We start from the raw sequence: 18,490 nt of genomic DNA, 5'->3' as shown, positions 1-18,490 counted from the left end.
GCGTCCGCGGGTGCCAGAATGCGACCCGTGAACCGGCCAGTGCTCCACCTCCACATCGGGGCGATGAAGACCGGCACCACCTATCTGCAAGAGATGATGATCGCCAACCGCGACGCCCTCGCCGAGGCCGGCTTCGTCTTCGCCGGATCCGGGTGGTCGCGCCAGGTCCGAGCCGTGCAGGACCTGCTGCGCCTCGACCAGCACGACCCACAGATCGCGGCCTTGAGTGAGGGCGCGTGGGATGAGCTGGTCGCGGAGATCCACGGGCGCCGGGACGCCGCGTCGTTGATGTCGATGGAGTTCTTGTCGTTCACCCGGCGTCGCGCGATGGCCCGGGTGGTCCAGGACTTGGAGGGCGTCGACGTCCACGTGGTGCTCACCGTGCGCGACGTGACCGCGGCGATCCCCGCCCAGTGGCAGACCAGCATCACCTCTACCCGGACGCACACGTGGGAGGAGTTCCAGCGCGGCGTGCAGCGCTCGGCGAGCCGCCTGTGGCTGGGGCACGCGATGCGGGGCGACACCGCCGTCCGGGAGTTCCGGCGGGCCCAGGACATCGCCCGGATGCTGCGTACGTGGGGTCGTCTGGTCCCGCCGGACCGGCTCACCGTCGTCACGGTGCCGCGCGAGCGCCGTGACCCCGATGAGCTGTGGCAGCGCTTCTCGACGGCGATCGGTGTGGACCCGGCGGTGGCCACCGAGCCGCCGGCCGCCTCCAATCCCTCGCTCGGGCACGCCTCTGCGGAGCTGGTCCGGCGGCTGAACCTCACGCTCGAGGGCACCCTGCCGTGGGACTACAATCGCACCGTCAAGGCGCCCCTGGCCCAGCGCTTCCTCGGTGCCCGCCGCAAGCTCGAGGAGCCGGCCCGCCTCGACGCCGCCACCGCTGCGTTCGCCGCCGACTGGAATCGCACCACCCGCGAGGCGATCCTCGCCTCGGGGGCGCAGGTCGTCGGTGACCTCGACGACCTGCCGACCGAGCCGGCCCCGGCGGCGCCCGGCGCCGGCGAGGGACCCGGTCCGGCCGCGGTGCTCGACGCCGCCCGCGACGCCTGGACCGGCCTCACCACGCTGCAGGAGCGACGTCGGCGCCGGATCGCCCGGCTCACCAAGCAGCCACGTCCCGAGCCGCTCGACGTCCCGACCCCGGCCTGGTTCGAGGAGGGCGACTCGGACGCCGCCCTCGACCGCGCCGTCGACGACCTCACCGGCCTGGTCCGCGCGCTCATGCGACTGCGCCGGGAGATGATGGAGGCCAGCGCCGACGACCCCGACGACCCCGACGAGGGCGACGACGCGAATGGCGCCGACGACACCGACGGCGGGCCCTGACCGAACGCCGAGTCGGCGTTTGTGTTTAGCAAAAGTGCCGACTCGGCGCGCTTGAGCAGCTGCCCGCGCCGGTTCAGCCCGGGTTCAGCCCAGGTTCAGCCCGCGGCGCGGACCACTGCCGAGGGGCTGGGGCGGCCCAGGTGGTCGGCCATCCAGACGCTGGTGGCGACCACCGCATCGAGGTCGACGCCGTGCTCGATGCCGAGGCCGGTGAGCAGCCAGACGAGGTCCTCGGTGGCGAGGTTGCCGGTGGCGCTCTTGGCATAGGGGCAGCCGCCGAGGCCGCCGGCCGAGGCGTCGTAGGTGGTGACGCCGGCGCGCAGGCCGGCCTGGACGTTCGAGAGCGCCTGGCCGTAGGTGTCGTGGAAGTGCAGGGCGAGCCGGTCGGGGGCGACGCCGGCCTCGGCGAAGGCCGCGACCAGGGCGGTGACGTGACCGGCGGTGCCGGTGCCGATGGTGTCGCCGAGGCTTAGCTGGGAGGCGCCGAGGTCGAGCAGGCGGCGTCCGGCGGTGACGACCTGCTCGACCGGCACCGCGCCCTCCCACGGGTCGCCGAAGCACATCGAGACGTAGGCGCGCACGTCGAGACCGGCCTCGCGGGCCCGGGCGACGGTGGGCTCGAACATCGCGAACTGCGCGTCGTAGGAGCGGTTCAGGTTCTTCTGGGCGAAGGTCTCGGTGGCAGAGCCGAAGATCGCGACGTGACGCAGCCCGAGCTCGAGTGCGCGGTCGAGGCCGCGGTCGTTGGGCACCAGCACCGGGCACTCGACGCCGTCGGCGCCCAGCGCGGTCATCAGCTCCGCGGCGTCGGCGAGCTGCGGCACCCACTTCGGGTGCACGAACGACGTCGCCTCCACGATCGGGAGCCCGGCGGCCAGGAGCCGGCGGACGAACTCCTCCTTCACCTGCACCGGCACCAGCGACTTCTCGTTCTGCAGGCCGTCGCGCGGGCCGACCTCGTAGATGGTCACCGACGCCGGCAGGCCGGACTCCGGCACGACCATCGGCAGGTCACTCATCGCCGGCCTCCGCCGACTCGTCCGACTCGCCTGGCTCGCCCGCCTCGACCACGAACAGCGGCGCGCCCAGCGCCACCTGGTCGCCCGCGGCGACGTCGACGGCGGCGAGCGTGCCCGCGAACGGGGCGGTGAGGGAGAGCTCCATCTTCATGGCCTCCATGATGCCGAGCACCTGGCCCTCATCGACCGCGTCGCCGGCAGCGACCCGGACGTCGAGCACGGTGCCGGGCATCGGGGCCAGCACGGTGCCGTCGCCGACGTCGGGCTCGCGCGCGGCGGGGTCGGGGCGGCGGAACACGTAGCGCTGACCCTCCCAGGCGAGCTCGACCCGGCCCGGAGAGACAAGCGCGACCGGGGCGACCAGCGGGCGGTCGCCGAGCTCGACGAGCTCGTCGAGCTCGACGCGGATCGGGGCGGGGTCGGCGCCGATCCGGAAGCCGTCGGAGAGGAAGGCGCCGGCCTCCGACACCTCCGGCCGGACGGCGTCGAACAGCGCCCAGGCGGCCTGGCGCCGGGCTTCGGCGGGGTCGGGCGCGGGCACCTCGACCCGGTCGAGCCAGGCGGTGTCGATGGTGGCGTCGCGGAACTCCTCGGAGGCCAGCAGGGTGCGCAGGAAGCCGGTGTTGGTGGTGAGGCCGAGCACGACGGTCTGGTCGAGCGCGTCGATCAGCGCGCGGCGCGCGGCCTCGCGGTCGGGGCCGGAGGCGATGACCTTGCCGAGCATCGGGTCGTAGGCGGTGCTGACGACCTGGCCCGTCGACAGCGCCTCGTCGACGCGGGTGCCGGGCGTGTGCGGCCAGATCACCAGCGAGGCGGTGCCGGCCTGGGGCAGGAAGCCGCCGAAGGAGTCCTCGGCGTAGACCCGCGCCTCGATCGCGTGCGCGGCCAAGGCGACGTCGTCCTGGGCGAAGCCGAGGGGCTCGCCGGCGGCGACCCGCAGCTGGAGCTCGACCAGGTCGGGGTGCTCGCCCTCGACGGTGACCGCGAGCTCGGTGACCGGGTGCTCCACCTGCAGGCGGGTGTTCATCTCCAGGAAGTAGAACTCACCGGTGGCGGCGTCGAGCAGGAACTCCACGGTGCCGGCGTTCTGGTAGCCGACGTGGGCGGCGAGGTCGACCGCCGCCTGGGTGATCCGGGCGCGGGTGGCGTCGTCGATCGTCGGCGCGGGCGCCTCCTCCAGCACCTTCTGGTGGCGGCGCTGGGTGGAGCAGTCGCGCTCGAAGAGGTGCCGGACGGCGCCGTGCGCATCCCCGATCACCTGCACCTCGATGTGGCGACCGTGCTCGACGTACTTCTCGATCAGCACCGTGTCGTCGCCGAAGGCGCTGGCCGCCTCGCGCTGGGCCGCGGCGGTGGCCTCGGCGAGCTCGGCCGCGCTGCGCACGATCCGCATGCCCTTGCCGCCGCCGCCGGCCGCGGCCTTGACCAGGACGGGGTAGTCGGCCTGATCCCCTGTGGGCACCACGGGGACCCCGGCCGCCACCGCGATCTCGCGGGCGGCGTCCTTGCGGCCCATCTGCTCCATCACCACAGCGCTCGGCCCGACCAGCGTGATGCCGGCGTCCTCCAGCGCCTGGGCGAAGACCGCCCGCTCGGAGAGGAAGCCGTAGCCCGGGTGGACGGCGTCAGCGCCGCTCTCGCGGGCGGCGGCGACCACGGCGTCGACGTCGAGATAGCTCGGCACCTCGACGGCGACGTCGGCGGCGCGCACGTGCGGGGCGCGGGCATCGAGGTCGGTGTGGATGGCGACGGTGCGGATGCCGAGGCGGGAGGCGGTGCGCATCACCCGGAGCGCGATCTCGCCTCGGTTGGCGACGAGGAGGGTCTTGATGGTCATCGGGTCACATCCTGAAGACGCCGTAGGAGGGCTCGGGCACCGGCGCGTGGGCGGCGGCGGCCAGGCCCATGCCGAGGACACGACGGGTGTCGACGGGGTCGATGACGCCGTCGTCCCACAGCCGCGCGGTGGAGTAGTAGGGCGAGCCCTGGGTCTCGTACTGCTCGCGGATCGGCGCCTTGAACGCCTCGACCTCCTCCTCGGTGTGGAGGTCGGAGCGGACGGTGGCGAGCACCGAGGCGGCCTGCTCGCCGCCCATCACCGAGATCCGGGCGTTGGGCCACATCCACAGGAAGCGCGGGTCGTAGGCGCGCCCGCACATGCCGTAGTTGCCGGCGCCGAACGAGCCGCCGATGACGACGGTGAACTTCGGGACCACGCTGCACGCGACCGCGGTGACCAGCTTGGCGCCGTCGCGGGCGATGCCGCCGTTCTCGTACTCGCGGCCGACCATGAAGCCGGTGATGTTCTGCAGGAACACCAGCGGGATGCCGCGCTGGTTGCACAGCTCGATGAAGTGCGCGCCCTTGCGCGCCGACTCGCCGAACAGGATGCCGTTGTTGGCCACGATGCCGACCGGGTGGCCCCAGATGTGGGCGAACCCGGTGACCAGGGTCTCGGCGTAGAGCGGCTTGAACTCCTGGAAGCGGCTGCCGTCGACGATGCGGCGGATCACCTCGCGCACGTCGTAGGGGGTGCGGGTGTCGGTGGGGACGACGTCGTACAGGCCGGCCGGGTCGAGCAGGGGCTCCTCCGGTGGGCGGACCTCCCAGGGCGCCGCGGGGTCGGCGGGGAAGGTGTCGACGATGCTGCGGACGATGGCGAGGGCGTGCGCGTCGTCGTCGGCGAGATGGTCGACGACGCCGGACTTGCGGGCGTGGACGTCGCCGCCGCCGAGGTCCTCGGCGCTGACGACCTCGCCGGTCGCGGCCTTCACCAGAGGCGGGCCGCCGAGGAAGATCGTGCCCTGGTTCTTCACGATCACGGTCTCGTCGCTCATCGCCGGGACGTAGGCGCCGCCGGCGGTGCAGGAGCCCATGACGCTGGCGATCTGGGGGATGCGCTTGCCCGACAGGTTGGCCTGGTTGAAGAAGATCCGGCCGAAGTGCTCCTTGTCGGGGAACACGTCGTCCTGCATGGGGAGGAAGGCGCCGCCGGAGTCGACGAGGTAGAGGCAGGGCAGCCGGTTGTCGGCGGCGATCTGCTGGGCGCGCAGGTGCTTCTTGACCGTCATCGGGTAGTAGGTGCCGCCCTTGACGGTGGCGTCGTTGGCCACCACGACGACCTCGCGGCCGTGCACCAGGCCGATGCCGGTGACGATCCCGGCGCTCGGGATGGGCGACTCCCCCGGCGGGCCGTACATCTCGGTGGCGGCCAGCGGGCTGAGCTCGAGGAACGGGCTGCCCGGGTCGAGCAGCCGGTCGACCCGGTCGCGCACCAGCAGCTTGCCGCGTCCCAGATGCTTCTCCCGGGCGGACTCGCTGCCCCCCTGCCGCGCGGTCGCCAGGCGCTCGCGCAGATCGGCCACCAGGTCCCTCATCTCGCTCACGAGGTCAGGTTAGCGATCATTAACCAGATGGTCTACCGGGTGCGGCCTCCGGCATCGGAGGTTGAGCAAGCCGACGAGTGAGGAACGAACTCGTCGGCGCTCGCAGGCTGGCGCTCGCTTGCTCAACCTCCGGCCGCGGGACGACCACGGGGTGGACGCGGATTGTCCACCGATTTGGTTTGATTCAGGATTGTCGTTCCTACCTTTCGCCGCCTACCCGCCGATGATGGAGCCGCCCGATGACCTACCGCCCCGAGACCCTGGCCGTGCACGCCGGCCAGGAGGAGGCCGACCCCGCCACCAACGCGCGCGCGGTGCCGATCTACCAGACGACGTCGTATGTCTTCAACGACACCGAGCACGCCGCGAACCTGTTCGCGCTGGCCGAGCCGGGCAACATCTACACCCGGATCATGAACCCGACCCAGTCGGTCTTCGAGGAGCGGATCGCCCAGCTCGAGGGCGGCGTCGGGGCGCTCGCGACGTCGTCGGGCTCGGCCGCGACGACGTATGCGGTGCTCAACCTCGCCGGCGCCGGCGACAATATCGTCGCGCTCTCGACGCTGTACGGCGGCACCTACGCGCTGTTCGCGCACACGCTCCCCCAGTTCGGCATCACGGTCCGCTTCGTCGACCCCGAGAAGCCCGAGGAGCTGGCAGCGGCGGTCAACGACCGCACCCGGCTGGTGTTCGCCGAGACGGTCGGCAACCCGCGGATCAACGTGGTCGACATTCGCGCCTGGGCCGACGCCGCCCACGCCCTCGGCCTGCCGCTCATCGTCGACAACACCGCCCCGACGCCGTTCCTGGCGCGCGTCTTCGACCACGGCGCCGACGTCGTGGTGCACGCTGCCACCAAGTACATCGGCGGCCACGGCACCTCCATCGGCGGGGTGATCGTCGACTCGGGGAACTTCGACTGGAACGCCCACGCCGAGCGGTTCCCCGGCCTGACCGGCCCCGACGCCGCGTACCACGGTGTGGTGTGGACCGAGGCCGTCGGCAACCTGGCCTACATCATCCGGGCCCGGACCGTCCTGCTGCGCAACACCGGCGCCGCGATCGCGCCGCTGAACTCGTGGCTGTTCCTCCAGGGCCTGGAGACGCTGCACCTGCGGATGGAGCGGCACAGCGAGAACGCACTGCGCGTGGCGGAGTACCTCTCCGGGCACGACGCGGTGTCGTGGGTGAGCTACCCCGGCCTGCCCGACAGCCCGTACAAGGAGGTCGCCGACCGGATCTTCACCGGCCGCGGCTACGGCGGCCTGGTGAGCTTCGGGGTGAAGTCGGGGCGCGAGGGCGGCAAGAAGTTCATCGAGTCGCTCGAGCTCTTCTCCCACCTGGCCAACATCGGGGACGCCAAGTCGCTGGCGATCCACAACGCCACCACCACCCACTCCCAGCTGACACCGGAGGAGCTCGAGGCGGCCGGTGTGCCGGAGGACATGGTGCGGCTCTCGATCGGCATCGAGAACGTCGACGACATCATCGCCGACCTCGACCAGGCGCTGGCCGCGGCCAAGTGATCTGGTCGTGACCGGCCCTGAGCGGGTCGTCCTGGCGACGCCGGACGACCCGCTCGACCTCGACCACGGGCGACTCGACCACGTCGAGGTCGCCTACGAGACGTGGGGCGAGCTCTCCCCCGCCCGCGACAACGTGGTGTTCGTCGCGCACGCCCTCACCGGCGACGCCCACGCCGGCGGGGAGGGCGGCTGGTGGGCCAACCTGATCGGCCCCGGGCTGGCCCTCGACACCGACCGGTACTTCGTCGTCTGCCCCAACCTGCTCGGCGGCTGCCAGGGCACCACCGGGCCGTCGTCGGTGAACCCCGCGACCGGCGAGCCGTGGGGACTGGACTTCCCGCTGCTGACGATGCGCGACCTGGTGGCCGTGCACCGCCGACTGCTCGCCCACCTCGGCGTCACCCGCCTGCACGCCGCGATCGGCGGCTCGCTGGGCGGCATGCAGGTGCTCCAGTGGGCCCTCGACGACCCGACCGCCATCGGCCGCGCGATCATCGTGGCGGCCTCCTCGCGGCTCTCGGCGCAGAACATCGCCTTCTCCGCCGTCGCCCGCGACGCCATCGTGCGCGACCCCGACTTCCAAGACGGCCGCTACGTCGGCACCGGACGCCGCCCCGACCGCGGGCTGGCCGTCGCCCGCCGGATGGCCCACATCACCTACGTCTCCGAGGAGTCGCTGGAGCGCAAGTTCGGCCGGGACCGGCTCTCCGACGGACCGCCACGGCACGGCACCGACTTCCAGGTCGAGTCCTACCTGGACCACCAGGCCGAGACCTTCCTGGCCCGCTTCGACGCGCTGAGCTACCTCTACCTGACCCGGGTCATGGACTACTTCGACCCGTTCGACTCCGGTCCGGCCGCGGCCTTCGACGGCTCAGGCGCTACCCGCTTCCTGGTGCTCTCCTTCGACTCCGACTGGCGCTTCCCGACCTCGCACTCGGCCCGCATCCACGAGCACCTGCTCGCGGGTGGAGCGAGCAGCGAGCACCTCGAGATCGCCTCGCCCTGGGGCCACGACTCCTTCCTGCTCCAGCCACCCGGCTACCACGAGGCGATCCGCGAGTTCGTGGGCTGAGCCTCCTGCGGGGCGCGGTGGCCGGTTCGTCGTCGCGTCGCGCTGCACCGTTCCGCGCAATTGCGCCGTTCGGGTCAGCCCACCAGCCATCCCCTGCACCATTCCGCGCAATTGCGCGGATCGGGGCGCGGATACGGAAGGTCGGTCACTCCGCCCGCGACGACTCAGCGCGGACGCCGTAGGCGCGGTCGAGGCTGGCGAGCATCGCGGCGAGGGCCTGGTCGCGGACGACGGGCGGCAGCTGTCGCAGCGGACCACCGACGCACAGCATCGCGAAGCCGTGCACCGCCGACCAGCAGGTGACGTCGGCGCCCTCGCGTAGGGCGGGGTCGAGGTAGCCGACGGCGACGAGGTCGTCGAGGGCGGCGTTGAGCATGCCGTAGGGGTCGCTGGCGTCGGAGCCGTCAGGCGGGTCGGGGTAGGCGGTGAAGAGCACCTGGAACAGCCCGGGCTCGGCCAGGGCGAAGTCGACGTAGCCGGTGCCGAGCGCGGTGAGCCGGGCTCGGGCACGGGCGACCGGCTCGGTCGCCGTGACCTCGCCCAGGCGGCGGTCCATCGCGGTGACCAGTCCGGCGAGGCCGGCGTCGGCGACGACTCCGACCAGCGCGTCGCGATCGGCGAAGTGACGGTAGGCGGCGTTGTGGGACACCCCGACGCTGCGGGCCAGCTCGCGCACCGCGAGGCCGTCGGGTCCGCGCTCGCGGGCGGCCGCGACGGCCGCGTCGGCGAGCGCCTGGCGCAGGTTGCCGTGGTGGTACCTCGTCGCGGTCATGGCCCCAAGGTACCGGAATCCGATCGCATGTTGACAGCGTCCACACCGGTGCCGCACAGTGATGTTGTCACTGTCCACACTCGCTCTCGACGACCAGGAGCACGCGATGGCCACCCGATCCGATGCGGTTCGCCGCACACCCCGCAAGCCACCGAGCAAGCCGCTCATCCTGGCCACCGTGTGCCTGGCGGCGCTCACCATCAACCTCGACACGACGATCGTCAACGTCGCCCTTCCGAGCCTGGCCACCGAGCTCGAGGCCGGGACCCGCGACCTGCTGTGGATCGTCGACGGCTACAACCTCGCCTTCGCCGCCCTCGTGCTCGCCATGGGCGCGCTCTCCGACCGGTTCGGACGGCGTCCGGCCCTGCTCCTCGGGCTCGGCGGCTTCGCGGTCGCCAGCGGCGCCGCGGCCCAGGTCGAGACCAGCGGAGCGCTCATCGCGCTCCGCTTCGCGATGGGCGTCTGCGCGGCGGTGATCTTCCCGACGACACTGTCGATCATCGCCAACACCTTCCCCGACCGGCGCGAGCGCGCCGGCGCCCTCGGCATCTGGGGCGCCTCGGTCGGGATGGGAGTCGCGCTCGGTCCGATCACCGGCGGCTTCCTGCTCGAGCACTTCTCCTGGCACAGCGTGTTCTGGGCGCTGATCCCGGTGGCCCTGCTCGCGATGGCGCTGACCGCCGCGTTCGTCCCCGAGTCGCGCGACCGGACGGTCCCGCGCCTGGACCGCGTCGGCTTCGCCGTCTCCATCGCGGCGCTCGGCACGCTCACCTGGACGCTCATCGAGGCACCCGGCCACGGCTGGACCAGCGCGACGACGCTGTCCGGCTTCGCCGTCGCGGCCGTGCTGATCGCGGGCTTCGTCCAGATCGAGCGCACGGTCGAGCACCCGATGCTCGACGTCTCGCTCTTCCTCGACCGCCGGTTCAGCGCCGCGTGCGGGGCGGTGACGATCGCCTTCTTCTCACTCTTCGGGTTCATCTTCCTGATCACCCAGTTCTTCCAGTTCGTGCGCGAGTACTCCGCGCTCGGCACCGGGCTCCGGATCCTCCCCGTCGCCCTCTCGATCGCCGTCGCGTCTGCCGTCGGCGCGCACTTGGCCACCCGGATCGGCACCCGCGTCGTGGTCACCACCGGGCTGGTGCTGCTCGGCACGTCGTTCCTGTGGATCTCGACGGTCGACCTCGACGTGTCCTACGCCCGCACGATCGTCCCGCAGATGGTCATCATGGGCTTGGGCCTGGGCCTGATCAGCACCCCGGCCACCGAGTCGATCCTCCGCGTCCTCCCGCCGGCCCGCGCCGGCGTCGGCTCGGCGGTCAACGACGCCACCCGCGAACTAGGGGGCACGCTGGGCGTCGCGGTCGTCGGCTCGCTCTTCTCCTCGGTCTACGCCGAGCGGCTCACCGACCTGCTGGGCGGTGCGCTTCCCGGCGAGGTCCTGGACCAGGCCCGCGACTCCGTCGGCTACGCCGCCGGGGTGGGCGAACAGGTGCCCGCGATCTCGTCCGCGGTCGACCTCGCGTTCCTCGACGGCCTCTCCACCGCCAGCACGATGATCGGGCTGCTCTGCCTGGCCGGAGCGCTCGCCGCCGCGATCGCCCTGCCCGGTCGCCACTACCGCACCGACAACGAGTCGGTGGCCGAGTCGGCCGAGAAGCTCGTCAAGACCGGGGCGTGAACCAACCCCGCGGGCACCGTTAGTGCTCGCTAACCTGGAGACATGACCGAGGTGGCCGTCAGCAGGCGCGAACAGATCCTGGCCACCGCCGCCGATCTGTTCGCCCGGCGCGGCTTCCACGGAGTCTCGGTCGCCGACATCGGCGCCGCCTGCGGCATCTCCGGCCCCGCGCTCTACAAGCACTTCCCCGCCAAGGACGCAGTCCTGGCCGAAATGCTCGTCTCGATCAGCGAGGAGCTGCTCGCGGTCGGCCAGGAACGGGTCGCCGCAGCCGCCGGTGTGCCCTCCACTGCGGTGCGGGGGCTTGTCGACTGGCATGTGACCTTCGCCCTCGACCGGCGCGCGCTGATCGTCGTCCAGGACCGGGACTGGTCCTCCCTGCCCGATCAGGCGCGCGAGCGGGTGCGCAGTCTCCAGCGCGAGTACGTCGACCTCTGGGCGACCCAGCTGCGATTGCTCGACCCGTCCTTGGGCCTCGACGCCGCGCGCGCACAGGCGCACGCGGCGTTCGGGCTGATCAACTCCACCCCGCACAGCGGGCTGCTGCCCGACGCGGCGATGCACGACCTGCTGGCCTCGATGGCGCTGCGGGCACTCGGGCTCGACGCGTAGGAGACGCCCCGAACCGGGCGGCCGCTGAGACCGGTCGCCCCGAAACCGACCGGTCCCGGCGTGCCGCCGGCGTCCAGGGGGACGACGCCGATGCGGCACGCTCGCCGCCCCCCGAGAACGGGCCTCCGAGGAGGCAGTCCGAGGACGTGAGGAGAAACCAATCAATTCCGGGCGGGATTGTCAAGGATTGTCACATCTTTGACTACCTCGCGGTGCTCAGCCGTCGTGGGCGTCGACGACCGCGAGCATCAGATCCTCCGCCTCCTGGCTCGGCGACCGGTAGCGGTCGCCGACCATGAAGGCACCGCAATCGCCGAGCATGCTGCCGAGGTCGCCCCACCGGTTGACGCCGACGATCTCGAACTGGAGTACCTGCTCGCAGTCGAGCCTCCCTGGACGGATGGTGTTGGCCGGGTCGGCCAGGCTGGCGAGGATGACGGCCAGATCGTCATCGGGAATCTGGGCACACGACCACGACGAGCTGCCATCGGTGTCCCGCCAGCGCAGGACCGCGTGGACCGACTGCAGCGGCGTCGCCAGCGGCGAGGACGCCGAGAAGTCCTTCGAGGCCGGGCAGTCGACGGCGTCCGGTGCGGGCGGCGGCGTGGTCGAGGCCCGCTGGTCGCCCAGCAGCTGGAGGTAGCGGTCCCAGACCCCTTCGGCACCGGTACGCGCCGGCCCGGCGCCCTGCAGCACCTCGCAGCCGGCCAGCGATCCCTCGACCTGTCGGGTGGTCCCGTCGGGGTAGCCGAGGATCAGCCAGTACGACGGCTCCCACTCCATCGTGCAGGGCTGGTTCTGGTCGTAGCGTGGCAGCGCCTCGATCGCGCCGACGATGCTGTCGACGTCGCTCACCAGGGCGTCGACGGGGGCGGCGAACCCGCCCTCGGCGTCCACCGGGCACAGCCGGGCCGAGGTCGCGCCGGTCGGCAGCGCGGCTCCCTCCGGGGGCGTGCCGCCGTCGGTGCGCGGCGGCGGACAGGTGATCCCCGCGCCGGCGTCGACCTCGGGGGGGGACGAGGGCGTGCTGGGCGTGGCGACTCGGTCCGTGCCGCGATCGTCGGGCCGCAGGCTCTGGACCGTGAGGCCGGCGCCGACGATCGCAGCCACCACGCCGGCTACCGCCACGAGGGTGCCGCGGCGGCGACGGCGTCCAGCCAGGGACCGGGCGGCCGCGGCTCGACCGGGCGCGGCAGGTGGTTCGGGCACGACGGCGTGCAGTCGGTCGCGCAGATCGTGTTCGTCACTCATGGCAGGTCCTTGGGGGTCTGGTCGTTCTGGCTCAGCGCCGGCGAGCGGCGCAGCGCCGCCATCGCGCGCGAGGTCTGGCTCTTGACGGTGCCGATGCTGATGCCGAGCAGCTCGGCGGTCTCCGCCTCGGTGCGATCCTCGAAGTAGCGCAGCACCACGACGGCGCGCTGCCCGCGCGGCAGCTCGGCGAGCGCACTCATCAGATCTCGGCGCAGGTCCGGGTCCGGGTCACCGGGCGCGTTCGCCGTGGGTTCGGGCAGGACGTCGGTGGGCCGCTCTCCGTTCCAGCGTCGCCGCCACCAGGCGACGTAGGTGTTGAACAGCACCCTCCGGGTGTAGGCCTCGAACCGCCCGGGATCGCTGAGCCGCCGCCAGTGTGGCCAGGCCTTGGCCAGCGCCGTCTGCACCAGGTCCTCGGCCCGGCCGGAGTCACCGGTCAGCAGCCATGCGCTGCGCCACAGCGCGTCGCCGCGCGCGGCCACGAAGGACTCGAACGTCTCCTCCGTGGTCTGCCCCGGCGGCTGCGGCACCGCCCTCACCTCGCTCACATCCCATATCAGCGGTCACGGGTGCCGAAAGGTTGTCATCGAATCCGCTGACGTGGGTGGAGTGCTGGTGCCATTCCGCGCAATTGCGCCGAACAGGCCCGTCCGCGACGCAACCACTGCACCGTTCCGCGCAATTGCGCCGAACAGGGCGGTCGGTGGCGGAACCACTGCACCATCCCGCGCAATTGCGCCGAACGGGTCGGCGCACGAGTCACAACGCACGAGGCGCACCGAGCGAGCCGAGACGCTCGGTGCGCAGCCACCTGCCCCGTCAGAGCAGGTGGTCGAACGGGGAGTCGGAGTCGAGCAGGTCGAGGATGCGGGTGGCGCGGGCGGAGGCGTCGGCGGCGAGGTCGACGGTGGCGTCGAGGTCGTCGGCACCCGACTCGTGCGCGGACGCGCGGGTCGAGCGCGCATGGAGTCGGGCGAGGAGGTCGTCGCGTGGGAGTCCGCGCAGGTGGATGAGGGCGAGTGGGTCGGCGTCGAGGATCCAGGCCGTCTGGGAGAGCACCGCCAGTGCGTGGGGGCACGGGTCGAGCCAGCCGACGCAGGTGCAGGCGGCCTCCAGCTCGGTACCGAACGGGAGCAGCTCGACGCCGGCCTCCTCGGCGTGCTCGACCAGACCGTGCGGCAGTTCGTGGGCCAGCAGCGCGCCGATCCGGCCGGACTCCGCGGCAACCGTCTCGACCAGCGTGGCCAGCGCCTCGGCGTCGAGCACGGGAACCCGGCAGTCGACGGTGAAGAGCCCGTGCTCGTCGGCGACGGCGGCGACCATCCGGCCCGCCGTCAGTGAGATCCCGCCGACCGCACCTTGGCGCGCAAGGCTGCGAGCGCGGCGTAGGTCGGACTCCGCGTAGGCGGCCTCCTCCACCGCACGCACCCACGCCTTGCCCCACCAGGTGGTCGCCCGGGCGGCACCACGCCGTGCGGGGAACGGCGGGTGCGCGACGACCGAGTCGGTCATCGGCGCAGCTCGACCAGGTCGCGGAGCTCGGCGTCGCTCAGCTCGGTGAGGGCCTGCTCGCCGCGGCCCAGGACGGCGTCGGCGAGGCTGCGCTTACGGGCGAGGAGCTCGGCGACCCGCTCCTCCACGGTGCCGCGCATGATCATCCGGTGCACCTGCACCGGTCGGGTCTGGCCGATCCGGTAGGCGCGGTCGGTGGCCTGCTCCTCCACGGCGGGGTTCCACCAGCGATCGACGTGGACGACGTGGTCGGCGCGGGTGAGGTTCAGGCCGGTGCCGCCGGCCTTGAGGGAGAGCAGGAAGACCGGCACCTCGCCGTCCTGGAACCTGGCCACCATCGCCTCCCGCTCACGCACCGGCGTGCCGCCGTGCAGGAACTGGTGGGGCACGCCGGCCTTGCCCAGGTGCGACTCGAGCAGGCGCGCCATGGCGACGTACTGGGTGAAGACGAGGACGGCGCCGTCCTCGGCCACCACGGTGCTGACGATCTCGTCGAGCAGGTCAAGCTTCTCCGAGCGGCCGCCCAGCCGCACCGCGCCGGACTGCTTGAGGAACTGGGCGGGGTGGTTGCAGATCTGCTTGAGGCCGGTGAGCAGGGCTAGGACCAGTCCGCGGCGGGCATCCTCGTCGGAGCGTGCGATCCGCTCCATCGTGTCGCGCACGAAGGCCTCGTAGAGGACGACCTGCTCGCGGGTGAGGGTGAGCGGGTGGTCGGTCTCGGTCTTGGGGGGCAGCTCGGGCGCGATGCCGGGGTCGGACTTGCGACGTCGCAGCAGGAACGGAGAGACCAGGTCGGCGAACTGTCTCGCCTTCGTCGGCTCCCGGCCCGACTCGATCGGCGCCGCCCACGCCTTGCGGAAGGCGTTGCGGCTGCCGAGCAGCCCGGGGATGGCCCAGTCGAGGATCGCCCACAGCTCGGTCAGGTTGTTCTCGACCGGGGTGCCGGTGAGCGCGACCCGCGCGTGGCCGGGAATCGTCCGCAGCGCGCGAGCGGTGGACGACGCCGGGTTCTTCACGTGCTGCGCCTCGTCGGCGACCACGAGATCCCACGGCACCTGCGCGAGCGCGGCGGCGTCGACGCGCATGGTGCCGTAGGTGGTGAGCACGAACCCGTCGTCGACGTCGAGATCTCGCTGGGTGCCGTGGAAGCGCCGCACCGCGACGCCGGGGGCGAACCGCCGGATCTCGGCCTCCCAGTTGCCGAGCAGGCTGGCTGGGCACACCACGAGCGTGGGGCCGGTGCGACCCTCGGCGACGCGGTGCAAGTGCAGGCCGATGAGCGTGATCGTCTTGCCGAGGCCCATGTCGTCGGCGAGGCAGGCGCCGAGGCCGAGCGAGGTGAGCTCGGCCAGCCAGGTGAGCCCCTGGCGCTGGTAGCCGCGCAGCTCGGCGTCCAGCCCGGACGGCGGGGCCACCGGCTCACGGGTGGCCGCCGTCGTGAGCCGCTCACGCACCTTCATCAGCGAGGCGCCGACCACCACGGTGGTCTCGACGTCGGGCTCCACCTCGACCACGCCGGTGAGCGCCGCGGCGATCGCCTGCGCGGGCTTGACGGTGCGGATCAGCCGCTTGCGGGCACGGCGCGCGATGCTGGGGTCGACGACGGTCCAGGCGCCCCGGAGCTTGAGCACCGGCGACGCCGCCTTGGCGAGCTCGTCCATCTCCTCGGGGGTGAGGGGATCGCCGTGCAGGGCCAGCTGCCAGCGGAAGCTGAACAGCGTGTCGGTGCCGAGGATCGGCTCGTTGAGCGGCTCCTCGCGGTGGGCGCCGGTGGCGCCCCCCGACTTGGTCGGCGTGACGTCGAGGACGGAGGAGGAGGTGAGGTCGCGCCCGAGGCTGCGCGGCCACAGGACGTCGACGCCGCGATCGGCCAGCGCGGCGACCCCGTGCTCGAGCAGGTCGGCGAGCTCGTCGGGATCGAGGGTGATCTGGTCGGGCACCCGCAGGGCGAGCAGCCGGTCGAGGGCCGGCCACGCCTCGGCCGCACCACGCAGGGCGATGCTCGCGTGGGTGCGCGCCCGGTCACCGAAGCCGTGGACCTCGGCGTCCTCGGTGAAGAGCACGGCCGCGTCGCACAGGTGCAGCGGGTCCTGCTCGTCGTGCACCTGCAGCACCACGCGCACGGAGCCGGCGACCAGCTCCTCCTCGTCGGCCTCGATCCGCAGCGAGATCCGCACCAGTTGCGGCAGGTCGGCGCTCGGCGCGGCCGTGCGATTGCGGGCGATGCGAGCCTGGAGGCGGGCGGCGAAGTCGCCTGCCACCGGCTGCGCTCGGCCGGCCCCCAGCCTGGGGGGTGCGTTTCGACCACCCGCTGCCGGCGCGCTTCGCGGCATGGCGTCGGCGACGGCGTCGATCACCCCGCGCACCATCTCCTCGGCGGTGGCGACGTCGAGCCCGTCGCCGGCTCTGGCCAGCGCGAGCTGGGAGATGCGGTCGCGGTCGGCGTCGTCGAGCGGCTCGACGCGCCAGCTCTCCTGATCCGCCGACGGCGCGAACCGGCCCGCGGCGACCAGGCGCATGCCGAGCAGGACCGCCCCGGCGAGCAGCCCGACGCTGGGGTGCACGTCGTCACGACCGCGCGCCTTGGTGAGCACCGGCAGCGCGGCCCGCATGGGCAGCGCGATCGAGCGGCCGCTGCGGATCCCGTCGCTGAACTCGACCACGCTGTCGCGGGGCGGCTCGGCGGCGCGGAACGTCGCCGGACCGGTGACGGGCACGAAACTCAACGGGCGACCTCGGCTCGGGATCGGGGGCTGACCTCGACGGTAACGACCCGCGCCGACACGAAGTTCCCCCGGCCACGAGCGCGACTTCGAGAGCCCTGTGGATGACGCCGGCAGGCTCGGCGGGAGTGGGTCACGCTGTCAGACATGACGACGAAGCCACCGTTCCGACCGATCATTCGCACTCAGGCCGACCTCGAGCGCACCTGGCGCCAGCTGATGGGGCCGTGGGGCTTCTCGCGCGCCAGCCTGTGGCTGATGTTCATCGACGCCGAGGACCGGGCGGTCCCCTCGCTCACCGAGATCCAGGACTGCGACGACCTCCCCGACGCGGCGATGCTCGACAACCTCGCCGGCATGGCGGCGCGGCTGCTCGCCGACTGCGATCCCGGCGGCCGACTGGCCGTGCTGCGCTCCAGGCCAGGCGACGGCATCACCGAGCACGACCGCGCCTGGGCACGGGGCCTGGTCCAGGCGTGCCGGTCCGCCGGGGTGCCTACCGAGGTGGTGCACCTGGCCACCCACGGCGAGGTGAAACCTCTCCCCTATGACGACCTGGCGGCCTGAGCGGCTCGCACCGCCGCGAGGGCCGCGTCGGCGGCGTCCAGTGCGGCGGGGACGATGCGGTCGGGGTCCGCCCAGGTCGCGGGCTCCACCGACGCCGGGGCCAGGTCGGCGAGGTCCCCGACGACGTCGATGCCGGCGCCCTCGACCCAGCCGAGCCAGTGCGCCGTGCGGTCGGCCACCCACCCTTCGTGCCTCGGGTCGAGCTCGACGCGGGCGGAGGTGCGCGCGGCCAACCCGTCACGCACGACGACGTCGCGGATCGCGGCATGCAGCCGGCCCCCTCGGCCGCCTCGTCCGCCGGTGCCACCGAGTCGCTCGTTGAGCATCCGGAGGAACTGCGCCTCGGGCAGTCCCACCGCATCATTGGCCTGGGCCGCCGGAGCCGGGGTCCAGGCGGGATCGATCCCGGCGACGCCGAGAAACCGGGTCCACAGCAGGTCGCGGTCGCCGCCCGCGGGCGGGACGGTCACCAGGTGCACCCGTGTGGGATCGCCGACCGCGGCGAGCCACCGGCCGAGGACCGCTGGGATGTCGTAGGCGCGCGTCGCCTTGAGCTCCCCGCTGCGCGCGGCGGCGAGGTAGTCGGCGAAGGTGCGGGTGCCGCCGTGCTTGAGGCCCTCGAGCCAGCCCGACACGAGGGCTCGCGCCAGGTCGCGCGCGGTGTAGACGATCTCGACGACGGCGCCGCTGCTCGCGAGGTCGGCGACCGCGCGCCGAGCCGCGTCGTCGTCGGCGCGCACCAGCGCCTCGTCGCTGATCACCGTCGTCGCGTCGTGGGCCGCGGTCGCCGTCACCAGCCGGTCCCACCAGCCATCGGTGAAGTCGCGGCCTCGGCCGAGCCGGATGCCGGTCAGGTCGAGTGCCGCACGGAACGCCATGCTCGCCGGGCCGTCGGCCGCGCCCGCCCGAGGGATCAGGACGCCGTGCTCGGCCAGACTCGCGGCATTGCGGTGCAGGCGGTTCTGGACGTAGGTGGTGCCGGACTTCGGTGCACCGATGTGCAGCACCACCCGCGATCGCGTCGGATCCAC

The 18,490-nt window shown here is 72.7% G+C and carries 15 protein-coding genes; 6 read left to right on the top strand and 9 right to left on the bottom strand.

All coding sequences use genetic code 11. From position 1 onward, the window contains the following. Nucleotides 1-27 precede the first annotated feature (27 nt). Nucleotides 28-1,332 carry a hypothetical protein gene (locus tag WMR31_RS05950; RefSeq protein ID WP_340537861.1) on the top strand — a complete coding sequence of 435 codons (1,305 nt, stop codon included), beginning with the start codon at nt 28-30 and terminating at the stop codon, nt 1,330-1,332. Between the two features lie 95 nt (nt 1,333-1,427). On the opposite strand, the gene WMR31_RS05945 is transcribed toward WMR31_RS05950, so the two are convergent. The 3 genes from WMR31_RS05945 to WMR31_RS05935 are packed head-to-tail and all read right to left on the bottom strand — an operon-like array spanning nt 1,428 to nt 5,728. Continuing rightward, nucleotides 1,428-2,351 (bottom strand): hydroxymethylglutaryl-CoA lyase, encoded by a 924-nt coding sequence (locus WMR31_RS05945; protein WP_340537860.1) that lies wholly within the window; start codon nt 2,349-2,351, stop codon nt 1,428-1,430. After that, the gene (locus WMR31_RS05940; RefSeq protein ID WP_340537859.1) at nt 2,344-4,188 is read right to left on the bottom strand and encodes an ATP-binding protein; all 1,845 of its coding nucleotides are present in this window, start codon (nt 4,186-4,188) and stop codon (nt 2,344-2,346) included. Before WMR31_RS05940 ends, WMR31_RS05945 begins: the two co-directional genes overlap by 8 nt. Before the next feature lie 4 nt (nt 4,189-4,192). After that, nucleotides 4,193-5,728, bottom strand: coding sequence for an acyl-CoA carboxylase subunit beta (locus tag WMR31_RS05935; protein WP_340537994.1), 1,536 nt, complete (start codon nt 5,726-5,728; stop codon nt 4,193-4,195). A gap of 248 nt (nt 5,729-5,976) precedes the next feature. On the opposite strand from WMR31_RS05935, the gene WMR31_RS05930 reads away from it, so the two are divergent. After that, nucleotides 5,977-7,263, top strand: coding sequence for an O-acetylhomoserine aminocarboxypropyltransferase/cysteine synthase family protein (locus WMR31_RS05930; protein ID WP_340537858.1), 1,287 nt, complete (start codon nt 5,977-5,979; stop codon nt 7,261-7,263). A 7-nt stretch (nt 7,264-7,270) separates the two neighbouring features. After that, on the top strand, nt 7,271-8,338 hold the full coding sequence (gene metX / locus WMR31_RS05925) for a homoserine O-acetyltransferase MetX (protein ID WP_340537857.1): 1,068 nt from the start codon (nt 7,271-7,273) through the stop codon (nt 8,336-8,338). Nucleotides 8,339-8,483: 145 nt separating this feature from the next. Here metX and WMR31_RS05920 read toward each other — a convergent pair whose 3' ends face one another. Beyond that, nucleotides 8,484-9,110 (bottom strand): TetR/AcrR family transcriptional regulator, encoded by a 627-nt coding sequence (locus WMR31_RS05920; protein ID WP_340537856.1) that lies wholly within the window; start codon nt 9,108-9,110, stop codon nt 8,484-8,486. Between the two features lie 106 nt (nt 9,111-9,216). Here WMR31_RS05920 and WMR31_RS05915 point away from each other — a divergent pair, with 106 nt between their 5' ends. Further along, nucleotides 9,217-10,794 (top strand): MFS transporter, encoded by a 1,578-nt coding sequence (locus WMR31_RS05915; protein ID WP_340537855.1) that lies wholly within the window; start codon nt 9,217-9,219, stop codon nt 10,792-10,794. A 42-nt stretch (nt 10,795-10,836) separates the two neighbouring features. Beyond that, nucleotides 10,837-11,406, top strand: coding sequence for an SACE_7040 family transcriptional regulator (locus tag WMR31_RS05910; protein WP_340537854.1), 570 nt, complete (start codon nt 10,837-10,839; stop codon nt 11,404-11,406). Between the two features lie 216 nt (nt 11,407-11,622). Here WMR31_RS05910 and WMR31_RS05905 read toward each other — a convergent pair whose 3' ends face one another. The 4 genes from WMR31_RS05905 to WMR31_RS05890 all read right to left on the bottom strand — a co-directional run bounded on the left by WMR31_RS05905 (nt 11,623) and on the right by WMR31_RS05890 (nt 16,886). After that, nucleotides 11,623-12,657 (bottom strand): hypothetical protein, encoded by a 1,035-nt coding sequence (locus tag WMR31_RS05905; protein WP_340537853.1) that lies wholly within the window; start codon nt 12,655-12,657, stop codon nt 11,623-11,625. Further along, nucleotides 12,654-13,187 carry a SigE family RNA polymerase sigma factor gene (locus tag WMR31_RS05900; protein ID WP_340537852.1) on the bottom strand — a complete coding sequence of 178 codons (534 nt, stop codon included), beginning with the start codon at nt 13,185-13,187 and terminating at the stop codon, nt 12,654-12,656. The genes WMR31_RS05905 and WMR31_RS05900 overlap by 4 nt, the downstream gene beginning before the upstream one ends. Nucleotides 13,188-13,476: 289 nt before the next feature. Next, complete coding sequence (locus tag WMR31_RS05895; RefSeq protein ID WP_340537851.1) at nt 13,477-14,169, bottom strand: SWIM zinc finger family protein; 693 nt, start codon at nt 14,167-14,169, stop codon at nt 13,477-13,479. After that, nucleotides 14,166-16,886, bottom strand: coding sequence for a DEAD/DEAH box helicase (locus tag WMR31_RS05890; protein ID WP_340537993.1), 2,721 nt, complete (start codon nt 16,884-16,886; stop codon nt 14,166-14,168). Before WMR31_RS05890 ends, WMR31_RS05895 begins: the two co-directional genes overlap by 4 nt. 153 nt (nt 16,887-17,039) lie before the next feature. On the opposite strand from WMR31_RS05890, the gene WMR31_RS05885 reads away from it, so the two are divergent. After that, nucleotides 17,040-17,459, top strand: coding sequence for a hypothetical protein (locus WMR31_RS05885; protein WP_340537850.1), 420 nt, complete (start codon nt 17,040-17,042; stop codon nt 17,457-17,459). Here WMR31_RS05885 and WMR31_RS05880 read toward each other — a convergent pair. After that, nucleotides 17,438-18,490, bottom strand: coding sequence for a hypothetical protein (locus WMR31_RS05880; protein ID WP_340537849.1), 1,053 nt, complete (start codon nt 18,488-18,490; stop codon nt 17,438-17,440). The genes WMR31_RS05885 and WMR31_RS05880 overlap by 22 nt on opposite strands.

This window comes from Nocardioides epinepheli (genome assembly GCF_037936805.1).
GTDB lineage: Bacteria > Actinomycetota > Actinomycetes > Propionibacteriales > Nocardioidaceae > Nocardioides.
This window is presented reverse-complemented; position numbering and strand designations above follow the sequence as displayed.

Bases quoted from the DNA above. Each gene is read 5' to 3' on its own strand.
- WMR31_RS05935 (WP_340537994.1), bottom strand. From the start codon at position 5,728: ATGAGGGACCTGGTGGCCGATCTGCGCGAGCGCCTGGCGACCGCGCGG.
- WMR31_RS05885 (WP_340537850.1), top strand. From the start codon at position 17,040: ATGACGACGAAGCCACCGTTCCGACCGATCATTCGCACTCAGGCCGAC.
- WMR31_RS05915 (WP_340537855.1), top strand. From the start codon at position 9,217: ATGGCCACCCGATCCGATGCGGTTCGCCGCACACCCCGCAAGCCACCG.
- WMR31_RS05895 (WP_340537851.1), bottom strand. From the start codon at position 14,169: ATGACCGACTCGGTCGTCGCGCACCCGCCGTTCCCCGCACGGCGTGGT.
- WMR31_RS05905 (WP_340537853.1), bottom strand. From the start codon at position 12,657: ATGAGTGACGAACACGATCTGCGCGACCGACTGCACGCCGTCGTGCCC.
- WMR31_RS05920 (WP_340537856.1), bottom strand. From the start codon at position 9,110: ATGACCGCGACGAGGTACCACCACGGCAACCTGCGCCAGGCGCTCGCC.
- WMR31_RS05945 (WP_340537860.1), bottom strand. From the start codon at position 2,351: ATGAGTGACCTGCCGATGGTCGTGCCGGAGTCCGGCCTGCCGGCGTCG.
- WMR31_RS05930 (WP_340537858.1), top strand. From the start codon at position 5,977: ATGACCTACCGCCCCGAGACCCTGGCCGTGCACGCCGGCCAGGAGGAG.
- WMR31_RS05910 (WP_340537854.1), top strand. From the start codon at position 10,837: ATGACCGAGGTGGCCGTCAGCAGGCGCGAACAGATCCTGGCCACCGCC.
- WMR31_RS05940 (WP_340537859.1), bottom strand. From the start codon at position 4,188: ATGACCATCAAGACCCTCCTCGTCGCCAACCGAGGCGAGATCGCGCTC.